The 25,241-nt window shown below is 67.3% G+C and carries 24 protein-coding genes and 1 riboswitch; of the genes, 17 read left to right on the top strand and 7 right to left on the bottom strand.

Annotated features, from left to right (window positions below):
• Positions 1-56: 56 nt before the first annotated feature.
• From BHD05_RS00165 to BHD05_RS00175, 3 genes are all read right to left on the bottom strand, one after another.
• Entirely contained in the window at positions 57-1,175 is a 1,119-nt protein-coding gene (locus BHD05_RS00165) for a BMP family lipoprotein (protein ID WP_236966588.1), read from the bottom strand.
• A 164-nt stretch (positions 1,176-1,339) separates the two neighbouring features.
• Positions 1,340-2,407 (bottom strand): BMP family lipoprotein, encoded by a 1,068-nt coding sequence (locus tag BHD05_RS00170; protein WP_161884644.1) that lies wholly within the window; start codon positions 2,405-2,407, stop codon positions 1,340-1,342.
• Entirely contained in the window at positions 2,407-3,528 is a 1,122-nt protein-coding gene (locus BHD05_RS00175) for a mannose-1-phosphate guanylyltransferase (RefSeq protein ID WP_161884645.1), read from the bottom strand. Before BHD05_RS00175 ends, BHD05_RS00170 begins: the two co-directional genes overlap by 1 nt.
• 109 nt (positions 3,529-3,637) lie before the next feature.
• On the opposite strand from BHD05_RS00175, the gene BHD05_RS00180 reads away from it, so the two are divergent.
• The 5 genes from BHD05_RS00180 (at position 3,638) to BHD05_RS00200 (ending at position 8,436) form a co-directional block, all read left to right on the top strand.
• A complete protein-coding gene (locus BHD05_RS00180) occupies positions 3,638-4,825 on the top strand; it encodes a glycosyltransferase family 4 protein (protein WP_161884646.1) in 1,188 nt (395 codons plus the stop codon).
• A 118-nt stretch (positions 4,826-4,943) separates the two neighbouring features.
• A complete protein-coding gene (sdhC, locus tag BHD05_RS00185) occupies positions 4,944-5,393 on the top strand; it encodes a succinate dehydrogenase, cytochrome b556 subunit (RefSeq protein WP_161884647.1) in 450 nt (149 codons plus the stop codon).
• Between the two features lie 3 nt (positions 5,394-5,396).
• Positions 5,397-5,855: a succinate dehydrogenase hydrophobic membrane anchor subunit gene (locus BHD05_RS00190; RefSeq protein WP_161884648.1), complete on the top strand. Its 459-nt coding sequence runs from the start codon at positions 5,397-5,399 to the stop codon at positions 5,853-5,855.
• Between the two features lie 5 nt (positions 5,856-5,860).
• Positions 5,861-7,681: a succinate dehydrogenase flavoprotein subunit gene (gene sdhA / locus BHD05_RS00195; protein WP_161887255.1), complete on the top strand. Its 1,821-nt coding sequence runs from the start codon at positions 5,861-5,863 to the stop codon at positions 7,679-7,681.
• Positions 7,681-8,436 (top strand): succinate dehydrogenase iron-sulfur subunit, encoded by a 756-nt coding sequence (locus BHD05_RS00200; RefSeq protein ID WP_161884649.1) that lies wholly within the window; start codon positions 7,681-7,683, stop codon positions 8,434-8,436. The genes sdhA and BHD05_RS00200 overlap by 1 nt, the downstream gene beginning before the upstream one ends.
• Positions 8,437-8,529: 93 nt before the next feature.
• Here BHD05_RS00200 and ptsP read toward each other — a convergent pair whose 3' ends face one another.
• Entirely contained in the window at positions 8,530-10,182 is a 1,653-nt protein-coding gene (gene ptsP, locus BHD05_RS00205) for a phosphoenolpyruvate--protein phosphotransferase (protein ID WP_161884650.1), read from the bottom strand.
• A gap of 110 nt (positions 10,183-10,292) precedes the next feature.
• On the opposite strand from ptsP, the gene BHD05_RS00210 reads away from it, so the two are divergent.
• From BHD05_RS00210 to BHD05_RS00240, 8 genes are all read left to right on the top strand, one after another.
• Positions 10,293-11,360: a YihY/virulence factor BrkB family protein gene (locus BHD05_RS00210; RefSeq protein WP_161884651.1), complete on the top strand. Its 1,068-nt coding sequence runs from the start codon at positions 10,293-10,295 to the stop codon at positions 11,358-11,360.
• A gap of 9 nt (positions 11,361-11,369) precedes the next feature.
• Positions 11,370-12,215, top strand: a complete 846-nt coding sequence (locus tag BHD05_RS00215; RefSeq protein WP_161884652.1) for an exodeoxyribonuclease III — start codon at positions 11,370-11,372, stop codon at positions 12,213-12,215.
• A gap of 27 nt (positions 12,216-12,242) precedes the next feature.
• Positions 12,243-13,250 (top strand): tryptophan--tRNA ligase, encoded by a 1,008-nt coding sequence (trpS, locus tag BHD05_RS00220; protein ID WP_161884653.1) that lies wholly within the window; start codon positions 12,243-12,245, stop codon positions 13,248-13,250.
• 174 nt (positions 13,251-13,424) lie between these two features.
• Positions 13,425-13,901 (top strand): DoxX family protein, encoded by a 477-nt coding sequence (locus BHD05_RS00225; RefSeq protein WP_202614245.1) that lies wholly within the window; start codon positions 13,425-13,427, stop codon positions 13,899-13,901.
• Positions 13,898-14,335 (top strand): Rv1678 family membrane protein, encoded by a 438-nt coding sequence (locus BHD05_RS15610; RefSeq protein WP_202614246.1) that lies wholly within the window; start codon positions 13,898-13,900, stop codon positions 14,333-14,335. Before BHD05_RS00225 ends, BHD05_RS15610 begins: the two co-directional genes overlap by 4 nt.
• A complete protein-coding gene (gene fadE16 / locus BHD05_RS00230) occupies positions 14,332-15,507 on the top strand; it encodes an Rv1679 family acyl-CoA dehydrogenase (protein WP_202614247.1) in 1,176 nt (391 codons plus the stop codon). Before BHD05_RS15610 ends, fadE16 begins: the two co-directional genes overlap by 4 nt.
• Positions 15,504-16,316 (top strand): Rv1680 family SBP-like protein, encoded by an 813-nt coding sequence (locus tag BHD05_RS00235; RefSeq protein WP_161884655.1) that lies wholly within the window; start codon positions 15,504-15,506, stop codon positions 16,314-16,316. Before fadE16 ends, BHD05_RS00235 begins: the two co-directional genes overlap by 4 nt.
• A 14-nt stretch (positions 16,317-16,330) precedes the next feature.
• Complete coding sequence (locus BHD05_RS00240; RefSeq protein WP_202614248.1) at positions 16,331-17,356, top strand: Rv1681 family radical SAM protein; 1,026 nt, start codon at positions 16,331-16,333, stop codon at positions 17,354-17,356.
• 137 nt (positions 17,357-17,493) lie between these two features.
• On the opposite strand, the gene BHD05_RS00245 is transcribed toward BHD05_RS00240, so the two are convergent.
• The 3 genes from BHD05_RS00245 to BHD05_RS00255 form a co-directional block, all read right to left on the bottom strand.
• A complete protein-coding gene (locus BHD05_RS00245) occupies positions 17,494-18,531 on the bottom strand; it encodes a mechanosensitive ion channel family protein (RefSeq protein WP_161884656.1) in 1,038 nt (345 codons plus the stop codon).
• A 101-nt stretch (positions 18,532-18,632) separates the two neighbouring features.
• A complete protein-coding gene (gene glpK / locus BHD05_RS00250; protein WP_161884657.1) occupies positions 18,633-20,147 on the bottom strand; it encodes a glycerol kinase GlpK in 1,515 nt (504 codons plus the stop codon).
• Between the two features lie 78 nt (positions 20,148-20,225).
• Complete coding sequence (locus BHD05_RS00255) at positions 20,226-20,936, bottom strand: MIP/aquaporin family protein (protein ID WP_236966762.1); 711 nt, start codon at positions 20,934-20,936, stop codon at positions 20,226-20,228.
• Positions 20,937-21,447: 511 nt separating this feature from the next.
• Positions 21,448-21,601: riboswitch (FMN riboswitch) on the top strand.
• Positions 21,602-21,681: 80 nt separating this feature from the next.
• Between BHD05_RS00255 and ribD the strand changes: the two genes are divergently transcribed.
• Genes ribD through ribH form a run of 4 tightly spaced genes read left to right on the top strand, consistent with a single transcriptional unit; the run spans position 21,682 to position 25,131 of the window.
• Positions 21,682-22,752: a bifunctional diaminohydroxyphosphoribosylaminopyrimidine deaminase/5-amino-6-(5-phosphoribosylamino)uracil reductase RibD gene (gene ribD, locus BHD05_RS00260; protein WP_161884659.1), complete on the top strand. Its 1,071-nt coding sequence runs from the start codon at positions 21,682-21,684 to the stop codon at positions 22,750-22,752.
• The gene (locus BHD05_RS00265) at positions 22,752-23,366 is read left to right on the top strand and encodes a riboflavin synthase (protein WP_161884660.1); all 615 of its coding nucleotides are present in this window, start codon (positions 22,752-22,754) and stop codon (positions 23,364-23,366) included. Before ribD ends, BHD05_RS00265 begins: the two co-directional genes overlap by 1 nt.
• Complete coding sequence (gene ribB, locus BHD05_RS00270) at positions 23,363-24,661, top strand: 3,4-dihydroxy-2-butanone-4-phosphate synthase (protein ID WP_161884661.1); 1,299 nt, start codon at positions 23,363-23,365, stop codon at positions 24,659-24,661. The genes BHD05_RS00265 and ribB overlap by 4 nt, the downstream gene beginning before the upstream one ends.
• Positions 24,658-25,131, top strand: a complete 474-nt coding sequence (ribH, locus tag BHD05_RS00275; RefSeq protein ID WP_161884662.1) for a 6,7-dimethyl-8-ribityllumazine synthase — start codon at positions 24,658-24,660, stop codon at positions 25,129-25,131. The genes ribB and ribH overlap by 4 nt, the downstream gene beginning before the upstream one ends.
• The last annotated feature ends 110 nt before the right edge of the window (positions 25,132-25,241 follow it).

The following is a 25,241-nucleotide window of genomic DNA, read 5'->3' on the forward strand; positions in this document are numbered from 1 at the left end:
CCAGAACGGGGAAGCCAGATGCACTGGCTTCCCCGTTCTGGTGCTGTTATCCGGGACTAACCGGCGAGGTAGGACGCGACGGTGATCTCACCGGCGATGATGCCGGCCTTGATCTCGTCGAGCTCGGCCTGCAGGGTGTCCGACACCTCGCCCTCGAAGTCGTGGAACGGGGCAATCCCGACCGCGTCGTTCTCGAGGGTGCCGAGGAACGGCGTGTTGTCGAAGTTGTCGTTGCCCGCCGCCTCCACAACGTCCGCAACGGCCACATCGATGCCCTTGAGGATCGAGGTGAGGTATAGCGCGGAGTAGGTCGGGTCGCTCTCGTACAGGTCGGCGTCGACGCCGATCATCGCGATCTTGCGATCGGAGTTGGCCGTCATGGCCGCGTTGATCGCTTCTCCCGCGCTCTGGTAGATCGGTCCGCCGACCGGGAGCAGCACGTCGGCGCCCTGGTCGATGAGGTTGTTCGCCGCCGCGAGGGCGTCGGTTCCGGGCTCGAAGCCGCCGATGAACGTTCCGTCCTGGGCTGCGGTGTCCCAGCCGAGGACCTTGACGTCGGTGCCCTTTTCCTCGTTGTGGTAGGCGACGCCCTGGGCGAAGCCGTCCATGAAGACGCTCACCGTCGGGAAGTTCATGCCACCGAAGGTTCCGACGATGCCGGAGGTGCTCCAGCTCGCGGCCGCGTAGCCGGCGAGGAACGCTGCCTGTGCCGTGTCGAAGACGATCGGCTTGATGTTCTCGGCGTCGGTCGTTCCGTCGAAGTCGGTGTCGGCGACGTCGTCGATGATGCTGTAGTTGATGTCGGGGTTCGCGTTGGCGGCTTCGACAGTTGCGGCGGCGAGGTTGAAGCCGACCGTGACGATGAGGTTGCAGCCCTCGGCGGCGAGGTTGTCGAGGTTGGGCGCGTAGTCCGCGTCGGTGTTCGACTCGACCTCGAGGTAGTCGGATCCGAGTGCCTCGGCGCCGCCCTGGAGTCCCTCGAAGCCCAGCTGGTTGAACGACTTGTCGTCGAAGCCACCGGTGTCGGAAATCATGCAGGGCAGGAAGTCGGAGGTGGCCTCTTCAGCGCCGGTGTCCGTGTCGTCCTCGGGCGCTGCGGCACAGCCGGCGAGCAGGATACCGACGGCGGCGATTGCCAGACCGCTGTAGGCGGTCCTGCGGGTGGGTTTTCTCAAGGTGTCCTCCAGGGTGGTGCCCGGAATTCGGATGCCGGGGCGCATTGGGCCTACGTTACGACAAGTTACGTCACGACGAGGCAACAATTGAGGTCCCGTCGCCCAATGGTTACAAATCCGGGATCAGGCCGAAACCCCCATGTAACCGGGAGGTTCTCTCGCGCCTACTCCGGTGCGCTCGGCGAGCTGACCACGATCGCGCCGCCGATGATGTCCGCGCGCAGGCCGTCGAGCTCCGCCGAGAGCTCCGCGGGCACGCGCGACGCGAGAGAGTGGTAGGGCGCGAGCCCGACTCCGCCGTTCTCGAGCGTGCCGATGTAGGGCGCGTTCGTGAAGGCATCCGTGCTGCTCTGGCGAGCGATGTCGGCCACCGCGTCGCCGGTGTTCTTGAGCACGGAGGTGAGCACGAGGTCGCGGTAGTCGACGGGGAGCGTCTCGAAGCCGTCGTTGTCGACCCAGATGATCGCGACGCCGTCCGAGTCGCGCGCCGCGGCGGCCGCCCCCTCGCCGACCTGCCCGGCGACCGGCAGGATCACGTCGGCGCCCTGGTCGATGAACGCCCGCGTGGTGGCGAGTCCCTTGCCGGTGTCTTCGAAGTCGCCCGTGAACACGCCATCCTGGCTCGCCTTGTCCCAGCCGAGGGCGACGACCGCGGTGTCGTGCACCTCGTTGTACTTCGCGACGCCGTCGACGAAGCCGTCCATGAACAGAGTGACCGGTGGCTGGTTTCCCCCGCCGAACGTCGCGACGATTCCGGTGGAGCTGACCCCCGCGGCGAGGTAGCCCGCCAGAAACGCCGCCTGGGCGGTGTCGAACACGATGGGCTTCACATTCGGCCCCTCGATCTGCTCGTCGACGATCGCGAAGTCGACATCGGGATTGAGCTCGGCCTGCTCCGCCGTCGCCGGGGCGAGTTCGTAGCCGACCGTGAGGATGAAGCCGCACCCGGTGTCGACTGCCGCCTGCACGTTGGGGGCCAGGTCGGACTCCGAGGTGGAGACGAGAACCTGGGCGCCGATTCCGAGCTCGTCCTCTGCCTGCTGCAGTCCGACCCAGCTCGACTGGTTGAAGGAGCGATCCTCGAGACCTCCCGAGTTGGTCACCATGACCGCACAGAAATCGGACTCGGTCTCCGTCCCCTGCTCAGGCGGGGTCGCGCATCCGGCAAGGAGGACGAGTGGAACGAGCGAGAGCGCGACAATGGCGGGGCGAAGGCGACGGGTGTTCGACATTAGAGCACGTCGTTGCTGCCGGAGAGCTTGAGCGCGTCGACGACGGCCTTCACCCGCTGCGCGTTCGCGCTCGTCGTGACGAGGAGCGCATCCGGCGTGTCCACGACCACGATGTCGGAGACACCGATGAGCGAGATGAGCCGCCCTGTCTGGCTGACGACGATGCCGCTGGAGGAGTCGGCGAGCACCCGTGCGTTCTCGCCGAGGATCGCGAGGTTGGATGGCCCACCAGCGGAGTGGAGCTTGGCGATGGCCGCGAAGTCGCCGACATCATCCCAGTCGAAGTCGCCGGGGATGACGGCGAGGCGTCCCGCCTTGGCCGCCGGCTCAGCAACCGAATAGTCGATCGCGATCTTCTTGAGCGTCGGCCAGACTCTGTCGACGACGGCGCCGCGACGGGGGGTGTCCCATGCGTCGGCGAGTTCGCTGAGCCCGGCGAGGAGTGCGGGCTCGGATTCGCCCAGTTGGGCGAGGAGAACGTCGGCGCGCGAAATGAACATGCCGCCGTTCCACAGGTAGTTGCCGTCGTCGAGGTAGTGCCTCGCGGTCTCCAGGTCGGGCTTCTCGACGAAGCTGTCGGCCCTGACCGCCGTCGGCGCCCCGTCGATATCGAGCTGCTCGCCACATCGGATGTAGCCGAACCCGATGGCCGGCTCGGTCGGCGTGATCCCGATGGTGGCAATGTATCCAGCATCCGCCGCCGCGACCGCCGCGACGACGGCGCGACGGAAGGCATTCTGATCGTTGATCACATGGTCGGCCGCGAACGAGCCCACGATGACGCCGGGCTCCCGGCGCTCCAGGATCGCCGCTGCGAGGCCGATCGCCGCGGAGGACTCCTTCGGCTCGCTCTCGAGCACCACGTTCGGATCGGCGAGGCTGGGAAGCTGCCCCTCCACCGCCGCACGATGCGCCCGACCGGTCACGACCATGATGCGCTGCTCTCCCGAGAGCGGCGCGAGTCGATCCCACGTCGCACGGAGCAGCGTGCTCCCCGACCCGGTGAGGTCGTGCAGAAACTTCGGGGCGTCCGCGCGGGACAGCGGCCACAGGCGCGAACCGATCCCGCCGGCGGGAATGACGCTGTAAAACCGGTCCAGTCCATCCCGCTGCGAAGTCATGGATTCACCCTAGCGCGAGGCCTAACGCGCGCCCTTAAGCGACGGTTCACCGGTACGCCATCGGCGGCCCCTACCATCGCCCTCGTCGGGAGCCTGATTGGGGAGCCACGTGCGAGTTGCAGTCGTCAGCGAGAGTTTTCTGCCCACCCTCAACGGTGTCACCACAAGCGTCTGCAAGGTGCTCGAGCACCTTGCGCGCGCCGGCCACGAGGCGATCGTCATCGCCCCTGCCGCAGGCGCCCCCGCGACCTACGCCGGGTTCCCGGTGCATGCGGTCCCCTATGTTGCGTACCGCCAGTTCCCGGTAGGGCTCCCGAGCCCGCTCGTGCAGAAGCTTCTGGGCGACTTCCGGCCCGACGTCGTTCACGCGGCATCCCCCTTCCTGCTCGGCGCCCAGGCGATCGCCGCCGCTCGCCGCGCCGGCATCCCGTCCGTGGCAATCTTTCAGACCGATGTCGCCGGGTACGCGCGCCGCAACCACTTCGGCCGCGCCACCGGGCTCGCCTGGCGGCTCGTGCGCTGGGTACACGAGGGCGCCGACCTCACCCTCGTGCCGTCCTCGGCCTCCATGTCCGACCTCTCCGCGGCGGGTGTCGGCAACCTCGCCCGCTGGGGGCGTGGGGTCGATCTGACGGGCTACCACCCGCGAAACCGCGCCACCCCGGATGCGGCCGGTCTTCGGCAGCGGCTCGCGCCGAGCGGCGAGACGATCATCGGGTACGTCGGCCGCATCGCCCCGGAGAAGCAGCTCGAGCAGCTCGCCGCACTCCGCGGCGTGCCCGGCATTCGCCTGGCGATCGTCGGCGGCGGTCCGGCCCTGCCGCAGGTCGCGCGCGCCCTGCGGGGCATGCCGGTCAGCTACCTCGGGGTGCTCACGGGGGTGGAGCTCGCCACCGCGTATGCGAGCTTCGACGCGTTCGTGCACACCGGCACCGAGGAAACCTTCGGGCAGACCCTGCAGGAGGCGCACGCCAGCGGCCTTCCGGTAGTCGCGCCCAGAGCCGGCGGACCGATCGACCTCGTCGAGCACGGCGTCGACGGGTTCCTGTTCGCGCCGGGCGACACTGCGGCACTGCGGTCCTTCGTGCAGACTCTTGCCGCTGATCCGGCGCTGCGGCTGCGGATGGGCGAGGCGGGCCGCCGCGCGGTGCTGGGCAGGTCATGGGAGACGGTGTGCGCCGACCTGATGGGGCATTACTCGCGCACGATCGCGCGCAGGGGCGCCGGCCTCGCCCGCGAGCGCCGCTCCGCAGCATCCGCCCGCAACGAGGCCGGAAGTATCTCGACGTCGAGCTAGTTGGGCGTGCGGGGTGCACCTGGCCACGCCATCCCGGGAATAGACTGGGGTCGTTCGGCCAACGAACGAATGCTTGCCCCGGCGTCGGGGCCACAATCATCCGCAGGGAGGGTTACTCGTGTCCGAGAAATCCGCGGGAGGCTTGGCCACTGCTGGCCGGGTCAACAAATACCCGCTGCCCCGGATCCGAGCCCCCAAAGCTCCGGCCGGAACGCTCTATCGAGGCAACACCGGAATGTGGTCGTGGGTGCTCCACCGCATCACGGGCGTCGCCATCTTCTTCTTCCTGCTCGTGCACATCCTCGACACGGCACTCGTGCGGGTGAGCCCCGAGGCCTACAACGTCGTAATCGACTCGTACAAGACGCCGATCATGGGGCTCGGCGAACTCGGTCTCGTCGTCGCAATCGGCTTCCACGCCCTCAACGGCTTGCGCATCATCCTGATCGACTTCTGGAGCGTCGGGCCGAAGTACCACAAGCTCATGTTCGTGGTCGTGATCCTGCTCTGGGCCATCCTGCTCATCGGCTTCACCCCCCGCCACCTCATGCACGTGTTCGGAGGCTAGAACATGTCGACCGTCAACATCGAAACCCCGAGGGCACCTCGCGGGGCGGGAACCCGCCGCGGCGTCAACCTCGAGAAGTGGGGCTGGATCTACATGCGCGCGAGCGGTGTGGTCCTCGTCGTGCTCATCTTCGGGCACCTCTTCGTCAACCTCGTCGCCGGCGAGGGGGTCAAGGCGATCGACTTCGCCTTTGTGGCTGGCAAGTGGGCCGACCCGTTCTGGGTCGTCTGGGACACCGCGCTGCTCTGGCTCGCCCTCATCCACGGTGCCAACGGCATGCGTACGATCGTCAACGACTACGCGAGCAACGCTCTCCTCCGCACCATATTCAAGGGCGCGCTCCTCGTGTCCACCGTCGTACTGCTCATTCTGGGAACCCTCGTGATCTACACCTTTGACCCCTGCCCAGTCGGCGCGCCCGCCGACCTCCTCCCATCGTTCTGCGAGGCGGGTCGACCTTGAGCGCCGTGACCGACGACACCACCCGCGGAACGCTGATCGACGGCATCCACTATCACCAGCACGACGTCGTCATCGTCGGAGCGGGCGGGGCGGGGATGCGCGCGGCGATCGAGGCCGGACCGCACGCCAACACCGCCGTCATCTCGAAGCTCTACCCGACCCGGTCACACACCGGAGCGGCGCAGGGCGGCATGGCCGCCGCGCTCGCCAACGTCGAGGAAGACAACTGGGAGTGGCACACCTTCGACACGGTCAAGGGCGGCGACTACCTCGTCGACCAGGATGCGGCGGAGATCCTCGCGAAAGAGGCCATCGACGCGGTCATCGACCTCGAGAACATGGGCCTGCCGTTCAACCGCACCCCGGATGGCAAGATCGACCAGCGCCGCTTCGGCGGCCACACGGCCGAGCATGGCAAGGCCCCCGTGCGGCGCGCGTGCTACGCCGCGGACCGCACCGGCCACATGATCCTCCAGACGCTCTACCAAAACTGCGTCAAGCACGGCATCAACTTCTTCAACGAGTTCTACGTGCTCGACCTGCTCATGACCGACGTGCCCGGCGAGAAGAAGGGCACGACGACCCGCAAACCGTCGGGCGTCGTCGCCTACGAGCTCGCAACCGGCGAAATCCACGTGTTCCAGGCCAAGGCGATCATCTTCGCGACCGGCGGCTACGGAAAGATCTTCAAGACGACCTCCAACGCCCACACCCTCACCGGTGACGGCGTCGGGATCATCTGGCGCAAGGGCCTCCCGCTCGAGGACATGGAGTTCTTCCAGTTCCACCCGACCGGTCTCGCCGGGCTGGGCATCCTGCTCTCCGAGGCAGCCCGCGGCGAGGGAGCGATCCTGCGCAACAGCGAGGGCGAACGCTTCATGGAACGGTACGCACCGACCATCAAGGACCTCGCGCCGCGCGACATCATCGCTCGCTGCATGGCGACCGAGATCCGCGAGGGACGCGGCGGTGGCCCGAACAAGGACTACGTCTTCCTCGACATCACCCACCTCGAGCCCGCCGTCATCGACGCGAAGCTGCCCGACATCACCGAGTTCGCGCGCACCTACCTCGGTGTCGAGCCGTACTACGAACCCGTTCCCGTGCTGCCGACCGCGCACTACGCGATGGGCGGCATCCCGACCAACGTCAAAGCAGAGGTGCTCAGCGACAACACCACCGTCGTCCCCGGCCTCTACGCCGCGGGCGAGTGCGCGTGCGTCAGCGTGCACGGCTCCAACCGCCTCGGCACCAACTCGCTGCTCGACATCAACGTGTTCGGCAAGCGCGCCGGCAAGAACGCCGTCGAGTACGTGAAGACCGCCGAGTTCGTGCCGCTGCCGGTCGACCCGGCCGCCGGCGTCCTCGCCGTCCTGGCCGGGGTGCGCAAGGGCAACGGAACCGAACGGATCTCCGACATCCGTCGCGAGCTGCAGGAGTCGATGGACCGCAACGCTCAGGTCTACCGCACCGAGAAGTCGCTCAGCGAGGTTACCGAGCTCATCGAGCGCCTGCGCGCGCGGTACAAGAACATCGCGGTGCAGGACAAGGGCAAGCGATTCAACACCGACCTGCTCGAGGCCGTCGAGCTGGGCTTCCTCCTCGACCTCGCCGAGGTGCTCGTGTACTCGGCGCGCTCGCGCAAGGAGAGCCGCGGAGGACACTTCCGCGAGGACTTCCCCACGCGCGACGACGCGAACTACCTCGTGCACACCATGGCCTACCTGACGGGCGACCCCGAGTCGGCAGATGCGGGTGAGCACATCCGGCTCGACACCAAGCCGGTCGTCATCACCAACTACCCCCCGATGGAGAGGAAGTACTGATGAGCGCTCCAACGCTCGAGCGTGAAAGCTCCGCACCCGAGGTCATCCCCACCTTCACCGCGACGCTGATCATCAGGCGCTTCGACCCTGAGGTGGACACGGAGCCGCGCTGGGAGGACTTCGATGTCGAGGTCTATCCGACCGACCGCGTGCTCGACGCCCTGCACAAGATCAAGTGGGAGCAGGATGGCTCGCTCACGTTCCGCCGCTCCTGTGCACACGGCGTGTGCGGCTCGGATGCGATGCGCATCAACGGCCGCAACCGCCTTGCCTGCAAGACGCTGATCAAGGACCTCGACCTGTCGAAGCCGATCTACGTCGAGGCGATCAAGGGCCTGCCGCTCGAAAAAGACCTCATCGTCAACATGGATCCGTTCTTCAAGAGCTTCGCCGACGTGCAGCCGTTCCTCATCGCGGCGAGCAAGCCCGACAAGGAGCGCCGCCAGAGTCCCGCCGAGCGCGAGCGCTTCGACGACACCACCAAGTGCATCCTCTGCGCCGCGTGCACCTCGAGCTGCCCCGTGTTCTGGACCGACGGACAGTACTTCGGACCGGCTGCGATCGTGAACGCGCACCGCTTCATCTTCGACTCGCGCGACGAGGGAGCCCAGGTCCGCCTCGACATTCTCAACGACAAGGAGGGCGTGTGGCGCTGCCGCACGACCTTCAACTGCACCGAGGCATGCCCCCGCGGCATCCAGGTGACCCAGGCGATCTCCGAGGTCAAACAAGCCATTATGCGCGGCAAGCCCTAGCGAGCACAACACAGAAGCGGGGCCGACCCACTCGGCCCCGCTTTTTTGTTGCTGCCAGCTGAGCAGGTCGCCCAGCGACCGTGTCGAAACCGGCTAATCCAGAACCGGCCCGGCCGCTGCCGCCCTCGCTCCGGCTGCCGACCGGGCCGCGAGCGCACGCGCGGCTCGCGCCTTCGCCTGGTCGAGCGTGACATCCCTGAGCGCCGCGCGCACGTCCGCGAGCGCGGCGGGCGTCATCGACAGGCTCGTCGCGCCGAGGCCGACGAGCACGATCGCGAGCTCGGGGTCGGCCGCGGCCTCGCCGCAGATGCCGACAGGCTTGCCGACCGCGGCTCCGGCGTCACCGAGCATCTTGACCAGGCGCAGCACAGCGGGGTGCCACGGGTCCTGGAACGAGGCGACGCTGCCCAGCATCCGATCCGCGGCCATCGTGTACTGCGTCAGGTCGTTGGTTCCAATGCTGACGAAGTCGGCCGAATCGAACACCTGGTCGGCGACGAGCGCGAGGGAGGGCACCTCGGCCATCACCCCGACGGTCGTGAGTCCCAGTTCGCGGCCGAGGTTGACGAAGTACTCGCTTTCCTCGGAGTCGGACACCATCGGCGCCATCACCCACAGCTCGGCCTCGGTCTCGGCATCCGCCGCGGCAAGCGCCACCAGCTGGTCGTGCAGAATGTGCTCGCTCGCCCTCAGCGCACGCAGCCCGCGGAGCCCGAGAGCCGGGTTCTCCTCGTGCGCGTCATTGAGGAAGCTCAACGGTTTGTCGGCACCGGCGTCGAGCGCCCGGACGACGACCTTCTTGCCGGCGAAGTGGCGCAAGAGCTCGGTGTACTTCTTCTGCTGATCGGCGACGGTCGGCGCAGACTTCGAGTCGAGAAAGAGGAACTCGGTGCGGAACAGACCGACACCCTCCGCACCGAGGGCGACCGCGTCCGCGGCATCCGCCGGGTTGCCGAGGTTCGCCAGCAGCGGGATTTTCGTACCGTCGGCGAGGGCGCCGTCGGTGATCGGGGCCGACAGCGCGGCCGCGCGCGAGGCGATGCGGGCGCGGGCATCTTCGAGCAGCTCGCGTCCCGGCTCGATCGTGATCACTCCGATGGAGGCATCCGCGAGCACCTGCGTGCCCTCCTTGATGGTCAGCGCGTTGACGACGCCGACGATGGCGGGGATCGACTTGGATCGGGCAAGGATAGCGGTGTGGCTGGTCGGCCCGCCGTCGCGGGTGATCAGGGCGAGCACCTTCGCGAGGTCGAGCAGGGCCGTGTCGGCGGGGGCGAGGTCGCGGGCGACGAGGATGAACGGCTCGTCGCTCTCGGGGATGCCTGGGGCTGCGACGCCGCGCAGCCGGGCGATAATCCGCTGCGAGACGTCGCCGAGGTCGGTAGCACGCTCGGCCATGTAGCCACCCATGCCGGTGAGGAGGTCCTGGAACGTCACGAATGCCTCGAACACGGCCCGCTCGCCGGTGGTGCCGGCGTTGATCCTCTCCTTGACGTCATCGGCGAGGGAGGGGTCCTGCGCCATCATCGCGGCAGCCTCGAGCACCTCTTGAGCCGCTCCGCCGGCCTTGGTCCCGCGCTGCATCAGATCGTCTGCAACCGCCGTGAACGCGGCGGAGACCGCGGCGTATTCTGCGTCGGCGTCACCGCCATGCGTGCCGGGCTCGGGATCCGCGAGAGGCTCCGGCATTCTCATGACGGGCCCAATCGCGAGGCCCCGGCCCACTCCAATGCCGTTAAGTTGCATGATTCGCTCTTCCGATCTCGACACGTTCGCGGGCGCGCAGCTTGTGTGGTCGCCTCGCACGGCCACACCGTTAGGCATCAGCCTAGACCTCGGCTTGTTACGCTGGGCCAATGGCAGAGTCCTCCACCGATCACGCCCCGGCAGAGCAGATTGGTGGCGTCTCCGGCATCGTCTCGAAGGTCACGCAGCTCAAGCTCGTTCGGGTGTTCACGTACTACATCTCGCGGCGCGGTGTCCTCCTCGCCTTCGGTCTCTCCTACCAAGCGCTCTTCGCTACCTTCGCCGCACTCTGGGTGGCGTTCTCGATTGCCGGGCTCGTTCTCCAGAACAATATCGGGCTGCGCGATTCGCTCATCATGGCGGTGTCCCAATCGGTGCCGGGGCTCATCGACAACGGCGACGGATCCGGTGCCGTCGACCCGGATGTGCTCCTCGGCGCGAACGTGTTCGGCTGGACCGGAGCGCTCGCGCTTGTGATCCTGATCGCCACCGCCATCGGCTGGCTGGACTCTGCCCGCGGCGCGGTACGCGAGATCTTTGACATCGGCATCCTCAAGGCCAATTTCGCGCTCCAGAAGCTCAAAGACCTCGGCTTCGGAGTCGCGTTCGGCATCGCCCTGCTCGCGTCGACCACGTTGTCCGCGGCCACCACCTGGCTGATCGGCACTGTGCTGCCTCTCGTCGGGATCGACTCCGACTCCGCGCTCTCGATCACGCTGGGCCGGATCGTCGGGCTGCTCATCGTGCTCGCGATCGACACTCTGCTGCTTGCGGCGATCTACCGTCTTCTGGCGCAGGTACCCATTCCCCGCTCGAAGCTGCTCCAGGGGGCCCTCATCGGCGGCGTCGCGATCGGGCTGCTCAAGCTGCTGGGTGGCGCCGTTATCGGCGGGACCGGCAACAACCCGCTTCTCGCCTCGTTCGCGGTGATCGTCGGTCTGCTCATCTGGTTCAATATCGTCTGCCAGCTGATCCTGCTCTGCGCAGCCTGGATCGCCGTCGGCATGAACGACAGCGGCATCCCAGCCGACCCGGAGGCCGCCGAGAAGGCGCGGCTGCAGCGGGAGCGCATCGCCGAGCTCGAGCGCATTGCCGCGGAGGCGAGGAAGCCCGGTGTGTTCGCCAGAATGGTGCGGCGACTCGACCCGCGGCGGAGCGACGCCGACCGCGCAAAATAGGATTGACCAATGACCACTCCGCTGCGCGTCGCCTCCGTCAATACGAACGGTGTCCGTGCCGCGTTCCGTAAGGGGATGGGCGAGTGGCTCGACGGGCGCGGGATCGACATCCTCGCGATGCAGGAGGTGCGGGCAGCAACCGAGGACCTCGAGAGGCTGCTTGGCCCCGAGTGGAACATCCTGCACGACGCGGCAACAGCGAAAGGGCGCGCGGGCGTCGCGATCGCCTCGCGCGGCACCGCGAGCATCCACCGGGTCTCGCTCGGCGCCGACGACTTCGACAGCGCCGGACGCTGGCTCGAGGCCGACTACGCGGTCGGCGGGCAGATCGTTACGGTCGTAAGCACTTATGTGCACTCGGGGGAGGTTGATACCCCCAAGCAGGAGGAGAAGTACAAGTTCCTGGATGCGATGGAGGTGCGCCTGCCCGAGCTCGCCGCCCACTCGAATCTCGCGCTTGTGGTCGGCGACCTCAATGTGGGCCACCGCGAGCTCGACATCAAGAACTGGAAGGGCAACCGCAAGAATGCGGGCTTCCTCCCGCGCGAGCGGGCCTACTTCGACCGGTTCCTCGGCCCGCTCGGCGAGGACGTCACCGGTATCGACGGCTCGACCGGACCGGGACTCGGGTGGGTCGACATCGGCCGGCGCGACGCCGGCGAGGTGGAGGGTCCCTATACCTGGTGGAGCCAGCGGGGCAAGGCCTTCGATACCGACACCGGATGGCGGCTCGACTACCAGCTCGCCACTGCCGCACTCGCCGAGACCGCGACGGGATACACGATCGATCGTGCCGACGCCTACGACACGCGGTGGTCCGACCACGCCCCGGTCGTCGTCGACTACGCCATCTGACCCCCGCCTGAGACAGGACCTCACACCATGACCAGCACACCGCGCCTCTTCTCCGGCATGCAGCCGTCGGCCGACTCGCTCCACATCGGCAACTACGTCGGCGCCCTCGTGCAGTGGCGCGACATGCAGCGAACCCACGACGCGGTCTTCTGCGTCGTCGACCTGCACGCCATCACCGTGCCTCAGGACCCGGCGGTGCTGCGCGAGCAGATCCGCCGTACCGCGGCGCAGTACATCGCCGCCGGCATCGACCCGTCCGCCTCGACGCTGTTCGTGCAGTCGCACGTTCCCGCCCACGCGCAGCTCGCGTGGGTGCTGAACACCATCACGGGCTTCGGCGAGGCGAGCCGGATGACCCAGTTCAAGGACAAGGCCTCCCGCCAGGGGACGGATGCCGCCTCGCTCGGCCTCTTCGCCTACCCGGTGCTGATGGCTGCGGACATCCTGCTGTACCAAACCGACCACGTGCCCGTGGGCGACGACCAGAAGCAGCACGTGGAGCTCACCCGCGACCTCGCGACCCGTTTCAACAGCCGGTTCGGGCAGACCTTCGTGGTGCCGGAGCCGGTGATCCTCACCGAGGGAGCTCGCATCTACGACCTGCAGAACCCCTCAGCGAAGATGAGCAAGTCTGCCGTCTCCGACAGCGGGATTGTCTGGCTGCTCGACGAGCCGGCGAAGACCGCAAAGAAGGTCAAGTCGGCCGTGACGGACACCGGGCGGGAGGTGCGCTTCGACCGCGGCGACAAGCCCGGCGTCTCGAACCTGTTGACCATCCTCTCGTCGTTCGGTGGCGACAGCGTTCCCGTGCTCGAAGAGCGCTACGCCGGGCGTGGCTACGGCGACCTGAAGAAGGACGTCGCGGAGGCCGTCGTCGCGACGTTCGGCCCGATCCGGGAGCGGGCGCTCGAACTGCTCGCCGACCCGGCCGAGCTCGACCGCATCCTGTCGGTGAACGCAGCACGCGCGAACGAGATCGCGGAAGCGACCCTCGCCGACGTCTACGACCGGATCGGGCTGCTCCCCCGCCGCTGACGCACTGTCGTCCCCCGCTGCGCCGGTTGAGCAGGTGATTCCCAGCGCTGCTCACGCATTGATCATTGTGCTCGAAGCCCAATACGGCTTGACTGGACGGGTCGAGAGGAACCCATGTCAGCAGCGGCGAGTCCACTGGTTGATGGTCCCGGTTTGACGCGCGCGTCGGCTGTCATGATCGCGGTTCTCCGCTGCGGCGTCGCTCTCATGTGGATACAGAATGTTGCGTGGAAGGTGCCCCCGGATTTCGGCCGGGCGAATAACAACGGCCTGTTCTTTTGGGCCAGCCTGGCAGTCGAGCATCCGGTGTTCGCCCCGTATTCGGCGTTCGTCGATGGGGTAGTGCTGCCGAACATCGAGGTTTTCGGCTGGTTTACGCTTCTCATCGAGGCCGGGTTGGGCGCTTTTCTGCTCATCGGTCTCGCCACTCGGTTCTGGGCCATCGTCGGGATAGGCCAGACACTCGCGATCACGCTTTCGGTTCTGTTCGCGCCGAACGAGTGGCACTGGTCGTACTACCTGATGGGGCTTGCACACCTCGCAATCTTCGCGACTGCCGCCGGGCGCAGCTACGGAGTCGACGGGGTAATGCGCGAGACGTGGTCGGCGTCATCCGGTCGACTATCACGGCTCATGATGAGGCTGTCATGACCGGCGGATCCGGCGCATCCGGCGCATCCGGCGCATCCGGCGCATCCGGCGCATCGAATGCGCGCGACCGCGCGGCGATAGTAATCGGGGCCGCCGCAATCGTGCTTGCCGGCTTCGTCTTCGGTGCCGCTCTTCCGACGGAGTTTCGGTTCATGAACATCGGACCGGTCGGCGCGGGCCTCCTCGTGGCCGGCGGCGTTCTCTCGATCGCGAGCGGCATCATCAGGCAACGGATGCTGCGATTGATCGCCGGAGCTCTTCTCACCGGGGCCGCACTCGTGCAGCTCGTGGGCCTCGCTGTCTCGATCCGGCCTCTCGGCGGTGACGCCTCGGCAATCGCCGTCATCGGCGGCCTCGGCATCGGACTCCTCGTACTCTCACTCCTACCATCTCCCTCAACCCAGCCGCATGACCCGACGAAAGGCAATCCGTGATCGACACCGCCGAACTACTGGATCCCGTCTTGGAGATCGCCCGCGACCACGCGCACGATGTCGACACCGCTGGACGGTTTCCGGAGGAAGCGGTCGGCGCGTTGCGGTCATCCGGGTTGCTCGGACTGACTTTGCCTGCCGAGGTCGGCGGGCTGGGCCAAGGACCGCGGGAGCTCGTACGGGTGGCCAGTGCGCTCGCTGGTGCGTGCGGATCGACCGCGATGATCTACCTCATGCACGTGAGTGCCGCGATGCCAGTCGCGGCCGCGCCCCCCGACGGGATGCCTGGACTGCTCGAGGATCTCGCGAGTGGCCGCTCGCTTGCCTCGCTGGCGTTCTCCGAAGCGGGTTCGCGCTCTCACTTCTGGGCACCGGTTTCGCGTGCGACAACGACGCCAGGGGGAATCCGGGTCTCCGCGAAGAAGAGCTGGGTGACGTCGGCTGGCCATGCTGACGTGTACGTCATCTCCACGGGCACGCCAGATGCAGAGGGTGTGGATCTCTTCGCGATCCCGGCCGGATCGACCGGCCTCACGATCGATCGCCCGTGGAGCGGTATGGGCTTTCGCGGAAACTCCTCAAGCCCGATGACCGTCGAGGTCGACACGACCGGGCAGTTCCGTCTGGGGTCCGCGGGTGGCGGTTTCGATCTGATGATGGGCCACGTGCTGCCGTGGTTCAACCTGGGCAACTCCGCGGTGTCGATCGGCCTCAGCAGAGCGGCGGTCGATGCCGCCGTGCGTCACACGATGGGAGCGCGGCTCGAGCACCTCGATGAGAGCCTGTCGGCATTGCCGACCATCCGGGCACAGCTCGCGAAGATGTCGATCGATCTCGCCAACGCGAGCGCGTATCTCGACATTGCAGCGGGAAAGGTCGCCGATCCCGAGGACGACACGCCTCTCTTCGTGCTGGGCAGCAAGGCATCGTCAAACGATGCTGCACTGCGCATCACGGATGTCGCCATGCGCGTGTGCGGAGGGGCGGCCTTCTCCGAGCACCTGCAGATCGATCGCTACTTCCGCGACGCACGAGCAGGACACGTGATGGCCCCGACATCCGACGTGCTCTATGAGTTCTACGGTCGGGCGATCACCGGCAGACCACTCTTCGACGCGCCGAAGCCCGCCGCTGCGGCCCGGCAGGCCGAGACGGCCGGGGCAGCGGCATGACCGCTCCACTGGTCATCGGCTCGGTCGCCTACTCGCCCAACGTCGTGCCGATCTGGGAAGGAATGCGGGACTACTTCGCCCAGACCTCGACACCGATCGACTTCGTGCTGTTCTCCAACTACGGCAGACAGGTTGATGCTCTGATCTCCGGCTCGCTCGATCTCGCCTGGAACACCAATCTCGCCTGGATACGCACCGCCGCCCAAACCGACGGTGCGTGCCGTGCACTCGCGTCGCGCGACACGGATCTCGTGTTCACGACCGTGTTCGTCGCTCGAACAGGGAGCGGGTTCACCTCGCTCGAGAGCCTCCGGGGCCGCCGCCTCGTTCTCGGATCGCGCGATTCGGCACAGGCGGCGATCCTGCCCGTTCACTTCCTGCGCGAGGCAGGGTTGAGTGAGGGGGACGTGAATCTCACCCGGATCGACAGCGACGTGGGAAAGCACGGCGACACCGGCCGGAGTGAGCTCGACGCTCTGCGCGCAGTGCTCGACGATCGAGCGGATGCCGCCGCGATCGGCATCAACACCTGGCAGGCGATCGGGCGCGGCGAGTTGCTGCCGGGCGCCTTCGAATCGTTCTGGACTTCGCCCGAGTACAGCCACTGCACCTTCACCGCGATGCCGTCGCTGGAGATCGAGCGCGCGGATCCCTGGGTCGCGAATCTGCTTGCCATGGACTGGGAGAATCCTCAGCATCGACCGATCATGGAGATGGAGGGCCTCGAAGCCTGGGTGCCGCCGAGGCTCGAGGGCTACGCGTCACTTGTCGCAGCCGTGCGTGAGCAGGGAATTGCCGCTCGATGGTGACCACGAGATCACCTGTGAGCCCGTCGTTGGCCGGAGCCTCGGCGATGGGCGTCGTGCTCGACCTCATCGAAGCCATCGGGCGAGTGCCGACCGGCGGAACGGCAACCGTCGAACTCGACGGAGCACACCGAATTGCCGCGCTCGACCTCGTCACGGCATGGTGCGCCTCGAGCGGCAACGAGATTGTGTCGGTCGAGGGAGTGACCCTGACCGTTCGACATGGGCGCTCCCCCGACCCGCTCGCAAGCCTCGACCCCGCCCAAGTGCCCGGGTCACGCGTCTGGGTCTACACGAACTTCGACTGCAACCTCGCCTGCGATTACTGCTGCGTTCGCTCGTCGCCGAAGGCCGAGCGGCGGGCGATCGGAGCCGAACGGCTCCAGCAGATCGCGAGCGAGGCCGCCACCGCGGGCGTTCGCGAACTCATCCTCACGGGCGGCGAGCCGTTCCTACTGAATGACCTCGATGCTCTCGTGAACTCGTGCACCGACGAACTCCCCACGACGCTGCTCACCAACGGGATGTTGTTCCGCGGCGCGCGACTCGAGCGCCTGCGCCAAATGGATCGCTCCCGGCTCACCCTCCAGGTGAGCGTCGACTCGGCCACTGCGGGCATCCACGACAGTCACCGCGGAGCCGGGTCGTGGGCGAAGGCCGTCGACGGCATCCGCATCGCCCACGATGAGGGGTTCCGCGTCAAGGTCGCGGCTACCCTCCCTGCCGACCAGATGCACGAGCTCGACCCGTTCCACGCCTTCCTCGACACCATCGGTGTCTCGCGTGAAGATCAGGTCATTCGCGCGCTTGCGCACCGCGGCGTCGCCGACTCCGGCATCGAGCTCACGGTCGACTCGCTGATCCCCGAGGTGACGATCACGGCCGACGGGGTGTACTGGCATCCGGTCGCGGCCGATCACGACGATCAGTTCGTGACGCGCGACATCTTCCCCCTCGCCGACGCGATCGCGGAGATCACCCGTCGATTCGTCGCACACCGCCGCGCGGCTGACGCCGCCGCGGAGTGGTTCCCCTGCGCCTAATCCTTGCGATTGCTGCCGTCACCCGGGAGTATCCGGTGCGGTCGGGTCACAACCCGTAGCCCATCCTTCGCCCCAGCCAGCACGTAGGCGCCCGAGCACCTGCGTCGGCTAGCGGATGCCCCAACGGGTGTGGCGGGTCAGTCGTCCGCGCCCGGGCGAGCTTCGGCCACAGCGTCGGGGCTGGTGTCGGGGCTCGTGTCTGCGCCCACATCGTCGATGGCGTCGTTGTCGTCTGCCCCGGCCATCGGCGGCGTTTTCCCCGTGCCCGCATCATCCCGGGTGGTGACGTCGGCGAGTCCGAGTGCGCTGCGGGCATCATCATCGCTCAGTCCGAATAGCGTCTTGACATGCAGGTCGCGCTGCGGGAACGGGATCTCGATGCCGTGCGTCTGAAGGGCGGAGTGCAGCGCCCAGTTATAGGCGGCGATCACCGCCACGGGCTTCTTGGTCGCTTCGGGGTTGAGCCAGATGACGAGTTCGAAGTTCAGCGAGCTCGTGCCGAATTCACTCAGCCAGACCTGTGGGCGCTGGGGGCCGTCGAGGTGGAGCGTGAACGGAACAGCCGCAGCGGCTTCGAGGGCGGCTTTCTTCACCAGGTTCTTATCGGTGCCGTAGGCGACCCCGAATGGCACGCGGAGGCGCCGCAACACGTCTCGGTGGGTCCAGTTCACGACCCGGCCAGCGACAAATTCGGAGTTCGGAACCAGAATGTCGATGTTGTCGTTGGTCACGATCGTCGTCGCCCGGATCTTGATGTCGCGCACGTCGCCGGTCACGCCGGATTCGAGTTCAACAAAATCGCCGACCTTCAGCGACTTGTCGATCAGCAGCACGATCCCCGAGATGAAGTTGCTGAACAGCGTTTGCAGCCCGAATCCGAGGCCGACCCCAATAGCCCCTGCCAGCACCGCGAAGTCACTCAGCGGCACCCCGAGCGCCGCGATCGCCACGAAGAAGCCGACCGCCAGAACGGTGTAGGAAACTAGCCGCGACAGCGTGTACCACGTCGAAACATGAGTGCTCTGCTGTGTGCGGGAGCGGCGCAGGATGAGTATGCGCAGCACAAACGCGATCAGGACGGCCGCGACAAGAATGCCGACAGCGGTCAGCACTTCGACCAGTGTGATCGGCGCTCCGAATGGTTCGACCGCGGCACGCGCTCGGTTGCCGTTCATGCGCTGAGCCAATCACAGCATGTCTTATCGCTCAGGAGGCGCGCCGCTGGCGGCCTGCTCACTCAACCGGGACCTGCCGGCTGAGTGAGCAGGGGTGTGGGTTAGTTGACGTCGTCGTCGACCCAGTCGAAGGTCTTGGTGACGGCCTTCTTCCAGTTGCGCATCTGGCGGTCGCGTTCGGAGTCTTCCATGTTGGGGGTCCAGCGGGAGTCTTCCTGCCAGTTCTGGCGCAGCTCGTCCAGGTTCGACCAGAACCCGACCGCGAGGCCGGCGGCGTAGGCGGCGCCGAGGGCGGTGGTTTCCGCGACGACGGGGCGCACCACCGGGACTCCGAGGATGTCGGCCTGGAACTGCATGAGCGTGTTGTTGGCGATCATGCCGCCGTCGACCTTGAGTTCGACGCAGTCGACGCCGGAGTCGGCGTTGACGGCATCCAGCACCTCGCGGGTTTGGAACGCGGTCGCCTCCAGGGCGGCCCGGGCGATGTGGCCCTTGTTCACGAACCGGGTCAGTCCGACCAGGGCGCCGCGGGCGTCCGGCCGCCAGTACGGGGCGAACAGGCCGGAGAACGCCGGGACGAAGTACGCGCCACCGTTGTCGTCGACGGTGTTCGCGAGCGCTTCGACCTCGTCGGCGGACTTGATCAGCCCGAGGTTGTCACGCAGCCACTGGATCAGCGACCCGGTCACCGCGATGGCACCCTCGAGTGCGTAGTGTGCCGGGGCATCGCCGAGCTTGTAGCCGACCGTGGTCAGCAGACCGTTCTTGGAGTGCACGATCTCCTCACCGGTGTTGAAGATCAGGAAGTTGCCCGTGCCGTAGGTGTTCTTCGACTCGCCCGTGTCGAACGCCGCCTGCCCGAACGTTGCCGCCTGCTGGTCGCCCAGGATGCCCGCAACGGGAACCTCCCGCAACAGGCTCGAGGTGTGCACGGTGCCATACACCTCGGACGAGGAGCGGATCTCCGGCAGCATCGACGCGGGGACGTCGAAGACGGCGAGGATGTCGGCATCCCACTGCAGCGTCTCCAGATCCATGAACATCGTGCGGCTCGCGTTGGTGACGTCGGTCGCGTGGACGCCGCCGTCGGTGCCCCCGGTCAGGTTCCACAGCACCCAGCTGTCGGTCGTGCCGAACAGCAGCTCGCCGGCATCCGCCTTCTCGCGGGCTCCCTCGACGTTCTCGAGGATCCAGACGATCTTCGTTCCGGAGAAGTACGTCGCCAGCGGCAGGCCGACCTGGGCCTTGAACCTCTCCACGCCGCCATCGGCCGCGAGGCGGTCCACGATGCTCTGGGTGCGGGTGTCCTGCCAGACGATCGCGTTGTAGACCGGCTTTCCGGTGTTCTTGTCCCACACCACCGCGGTCTCGCGCTGGTTCGTGATACCGACCGACGCAATGTCGTGACGGGTCAGGTTCGCCTTCGACAGCGCCTGCCCGATGACCTCGCGCGTGTTGTTCCAGATCTCCATCGGGTCGTGCTCGACCCAGCCCGCCTTCGGGAAGATCTGCTCGTGCTCGAGCTGGCCGGTCGAAACGATCGACCCCGCCTTGTCGAAGATGATGGCGCGTGAACTGGTCGTGCCCTGGTCGATCGAAAGTACATAGTCAGCCATTGAGAAAACTCCTTTGTTGTCGTGTTCAGTATGAATCGGTGGTGCGGATGCCGAGCACCGGCGGTGTCAGGAAGTGGCTCAGCCGAGGATCGGGAGGAGCGGAATGGCCGCGAAGCCCGCGAGCACCCCGCCGATGATGGGTCCAACGATCGGCACCCAGGAATAGGCCCAGTCGCTCGACCCCTTGCCCTTGATCGGCAGGATGAAGTGCGCGATGCGGGGCCCCAGGTCACGGGCCGGGTTGATGGCGTAGCCGGTCGGCCCACCGAGGGAGGCGCCGATGCCGACGACGAGCAGGGCCACCGGCAGGGCGCCGAGGGCGGCGAGACCGCCGGTCTCGCCCTGCCGGCCGAAGCCGATCACGACGAACACGAGCACGAAGGTGCCGATGATCTCGGTCGCGAGGTTCCAGCCGTAGGAACGGATCGCGGGGCCGGTCGAGAACACGCCGAGCTTGTTGGCCGCCTCCGGCTCGTCATCGAAGTGCTGCTTGTACGCGATCCAGCAGATGATCGCACCGATGATGGCACCGAGGAGCTGGCCGCCGATGTAGGTCAATACGGAAATCACGTTGACCGGCACTCCCGCGCCGAACTCGGTCGCGCCATTCGCGACGAGGCCGAGCGTGACCGCGGGGTTGATGTGTGCGCCGGAGTTATACGCGACGATCACACCGGCGAAGACCGCGAAGCCCCAGCCGAAGGTGACCATCAGGAATCCGCCGTTGAATCCCTTGTTCTTCGCAAGTGCGACGTTGGCGACAACACCACAACCGAGGAGCACAAGCATCCCCGTCCCGATCACTTCGGAGAGAAAAACTATTCCGAGATTGTCCACGTTGACCCTCAATCGTCGTTGATGCCGCTACCGAGCTACTTCGGTGCGTGCACTGACTATCCCGGCAGAGCGAGCACCTGCGGCGCAACGCAATTGAACATACGTGCATGACTGAATCTCGATGAATGAGTGTCTACGGGGGTGCAAAGCCCGGTAATCCGGGGATCTGGGTGGGCTCGGGGTGCCAGCGCCCTCGCGCAACCGACGTGCCGCCCCACCACGAACGAGACGGAAGCTGCACGAATACTCAGGGGACTCACGGCTGCGTATCGGGCCGCGTGCGGCTAAGAGAATAGGGTCTCGGGCGCGAACCGGGGCGGATGCAGAGGATTGGGTAGACCTCGAATCGCACCGCGTCGTGCTCGATGTCCGGCTGGCCGGGATGACAGCCACGACGCCCCGCGCCCCTGTTACGAAGGAATACGCGGCCGACAAATGCGTTGAGTACACTCAGAACCAGAAGTACGTGCTCCGGGGTCGGTGAAATTCCGAACCGGCGGTGATAGTCCGCGACCCGAGGCCACTCGCAAGAGAGGCAGCGGTTGAGCCGGTGGAATTCCGGGACCGACAGTTATGAGGCCGCAAGGTCTCTCAGTCTGGATGAGAGGTAGCACGCGCGGTCGCCTGACGACGCCCGCACGTCGTCAGCGACGAACAAATCCCGGAGTCCGTCTCACAACGAGATGTCAGGAACCGGATGTTGAACGCGGCAGAGGTCGAGACCGCAATGCGCCGCGCCCTCGCGCTCGCCGCCCGCGGACCTGCTATCGGCCCCAACCCACGTGTCGGCTGCGTGATCCTCTCGGCGGGCGGCGCGGTGATCGGCGAGGGCTGGCACCGCGGCGCTGGAACCGTGCACGCCGAGGTCGCCGCGCTGAACTCCCTCCCGAATCCGGATGCCGCGAGGGGCGCGACCGCTGTCGTCACGCTCGAGCCCTGCAACCACACCGGCCGGACCGGCCCGTGCAGTGACGCGCTCATCGCCGCGGGAATCACCCGCGTCGTCTACGCCGTCGCTGATCCGGGCGACGACTCCCGCGGTGGAGCGAGCCGCCTCGCCGGCGCCGGAGTCGTTGTCGAGGCCGGAGTGCTCGAGAACGAGGCCGAAGCGTTTCTCCACACCTGGCTCACCTCGGTGCGACTCGAGCGCCCGTTCGTCACCCTCAAGTGGGCCTCGACCCTCGACGGCCGCACGGCCGCGGCCGACGGCACAAGCCGCTGGATCACCGGCACCGCCTCCCGGCAACGTGTGCACGAGCAGCGCGCAGCATCCGACGCCATCATCGTCGGCACCGGCACCGTGCTCGCCGACGACCCCGCCCTGACCGCCCGCGGCGACGCGGGCGAACTGCTCGGGCACCAGCCGATCCCCGTGGTCGTCGGCGAGCGCCCCGCGCCGGCCGGCGCCAGGCTGCGCGCCCACCCGCGTGGGCTCATCGAGACGTCCAGCCGCGACCTCGCGGCCGTGCTCTCCGGACTGTTCGAGCTTGGCATCCGCCACGCCTTCGTTGAGGGCGGTCCGACCCTCGCAAGCGCCTTCGTCGCCGCGGGACTCGTCGACGAGTACCTGATCTACCTCGCCCCCAGCCTGCTCGGCGGAGACCGGCTCGCGATCGGCGACATCGGCGTCGGCACCATCGGCGAGGCACGGCGGCTGCGCATCACCTCCGTCGAGCAGCTCGGCGACGACCTGCTCATCACCGCGGCGCCCCCCGGGCCGGTCACGCCGCTGTCACACCCAACCGGCCCGCTCGAGAGGAACGCATAGTGTTCACCGGAATCATCGAAGAACTTGGCGAAGTCGTGAAGTGGGAGCCGACGGTGGATGCCGCGCGGCTCACCATCCGCGGGCCCATCGCCGTGAGCGACGCGCGCCACGGCGACTCGATCTCGGTCAGCGGTGTGTGCCTCACCGTCGTCGACCAGGGGACCGACTGGTTCACCGCCGACGTTATGGCGCAGACGATCGCGATGAGCACCTTCGCCTCACCCGCGCCGGGCGACCGGGTGAACCTCGAGCGTGCCGCGCAGGTGGGCGACCGCCTCGGCGGCCACATCGTGCAGGGCCACATCGACGGCACGAGCACGCTGCTGTCGATCACCGAGGGAGGCGCCTGGCGAGTGCTGCGGTTCAGCCTGGCGAGCGGCGTCGCCCCGCTCGTGGTGAACAAGGGCTCGATCGCCGTCGACGGTGTCTCCCTCACGGTCAGCACGGTCGGCAACGACGACGGCGACTGGTTCGAGGTCTCGCTGATCCCCGAGACCCTCGCCGTCACGACCCTCGGTCTCAAATCGGTGGGCGACACCGTCAACATCGAAACCGACATCCTGGCTCGCCACGTCGAGCGCATGCTGCAGTACACCGGAAGGAGAGACGCATGAGTCTCGCCGACATCCCCACAGCCCTCGACGCCCTGCGCGCAGGACGGCCCATCATCGTCGCGGACGACGAGGGCCGCGAAAACGAGGGCGACGTCATCATCGCCGCGGAGCTTGTGACCCAGGAATGGATGGCCTGGATGGTGCGCAACACCTCCGGGTTCATCTGCGCCCCGATGCCGAACGAACTCGCCGACCGGCTCGAGCTCCCCGTCATGGTGGTCAACAACGAGGACCCCCGCGGCACCAACTACACCGTCACAGTCGACGCTGCCGACCGGATCAGCACCGGCATCAGCGCCGCCGACCGGGCCCACACCCTCCGCGTGCTCGCCGACGTGACATCCACTCCCGCGAGCCTCAACCGTCCCGGCCACATCCTGCCCCTGCGGGCGGTCGACGGCGGGGTGCGCGAGCGCAGCGGCCACACCGAGGCCGCCGTCGACCTGCTCAAGCTCGCCGGGCTCATTCCCGTCGGCGCGATCAGCGAGATCGTCGCCGAGGACGGCGAGATGATGCGCCTGCCCGGGCTGATCGAGCTCGGAGCACGCGAGAACGTGCCGGTCATCACGATCGAGTCGCTCATCGCCTACCTGCAGGAGGTGCACTGCGACGTGCAGGTGCCGGTCACCGCGCCGGTTCCCGAGACCTCCCGGGTGATCTTCGAGGTCGAGACCGTGGTGCCGACGACGCACGGCCCGTTCCGCCTCCGCGCCTACCGGGACCTGATGACCGGCGCCGACCACATCGCGATCATCGCGGGTGCCCCCACCGACGGCGCTCTCGTGCGCGTGCACTCCGAATGCCTCACGGGCGAGGTGCTCGGGTCGCTCAAATGCGAGTGCGGGCCACAGCTCGACGCCGCGCTCGACGCCATCCAGAACGAGGGCGGCGTCGTCATCTACATGCGCGGCCACGAGGGACGCGGCATCGGCCTCATCAACAAACTCAAGGCCTACCAACTGCAGGAGGACGGCCTCGACACCCTCGACGCCAACATCGCGTTGGGCTTCCCCGCCGACGGGCGCGACTACGGCGCCGCCGTGGCGATCCTCGGCGACCTCGGTCTGAGCAGCATCCGCGTGATCACCAACAACCCCGACAAGCTGGAGCAGCTGACCGCCCGCGGGATCACCGTGCGCGAGCAGGTGCCGCTCGTCGTCGGCATCGACGGCTTCAACGCGGCGTACCTCGGCACCAAGCGCGACCGGATGGGCCACATCCTCCCGGGCGACGAATTCCTCGACCGCGCGGTCTCCGCCGCCGCGGCACAATCACTGAAAGAGCAGGAACTATGAGCGGCGCAGGCGCACCAAAAGTCACCCCCATCGACGGCACCGGGCTGAAGGTCACGATCGTCGCCGGACTCTGGCACGAGGTGATCGCCGGGGGGCTGCTCGCCGGCGCCCGCCGCTACCTCGCCGAGACCGGCGCGCAGGTGACCGAGCTGCGCGTCTCGGGCAGCTTCGAACTGCCTGTCGCGAGCCGTGCGGCTCTGGACGCTGGAGCGGACGCCGTCGTGGCCCTCGGCGTCATCATCCGCGGCGGCACCCCCCATTTCGAGTACGTCGCGAGCGCAGCAACCCAGGGCCTCACCCAGGTGAGCGTGCTGACCGGCAAACCCGTCGGCTTCGGCGTGCTGACGATCGACACCGATGAGCAGGGCATCGACCGCGCGGGCCTCGCCGGATCGAAGGAGGACAAGGGCGCCGAGGCGGCCGAGGCGGCCCTGTCGACGGCGGTGCTGATCCGCGCCCTCGCGGTCTAGCCGTGCGCAACCCGCTGCTGTTCCTCGTGAAGTGGGGGGCGGCGATCGCGGCGATCGCGCTCGCGGTGCTGTTCGTGCAGAAGGTGGTTCTCTGAGGCGTAGGGTCGAAG

It is taken from the genome of Marisediminicola antarctica, from assembly GCF_009930795.1.
In the GTDB taxonomy this organism is placed as follows: domain Bacteria; phylum Actinomycetota; class Actinomycetes; order Actinomycetales; family Microbacteriaceae; genus Marisediminicola; species Marisediminicola antarctica.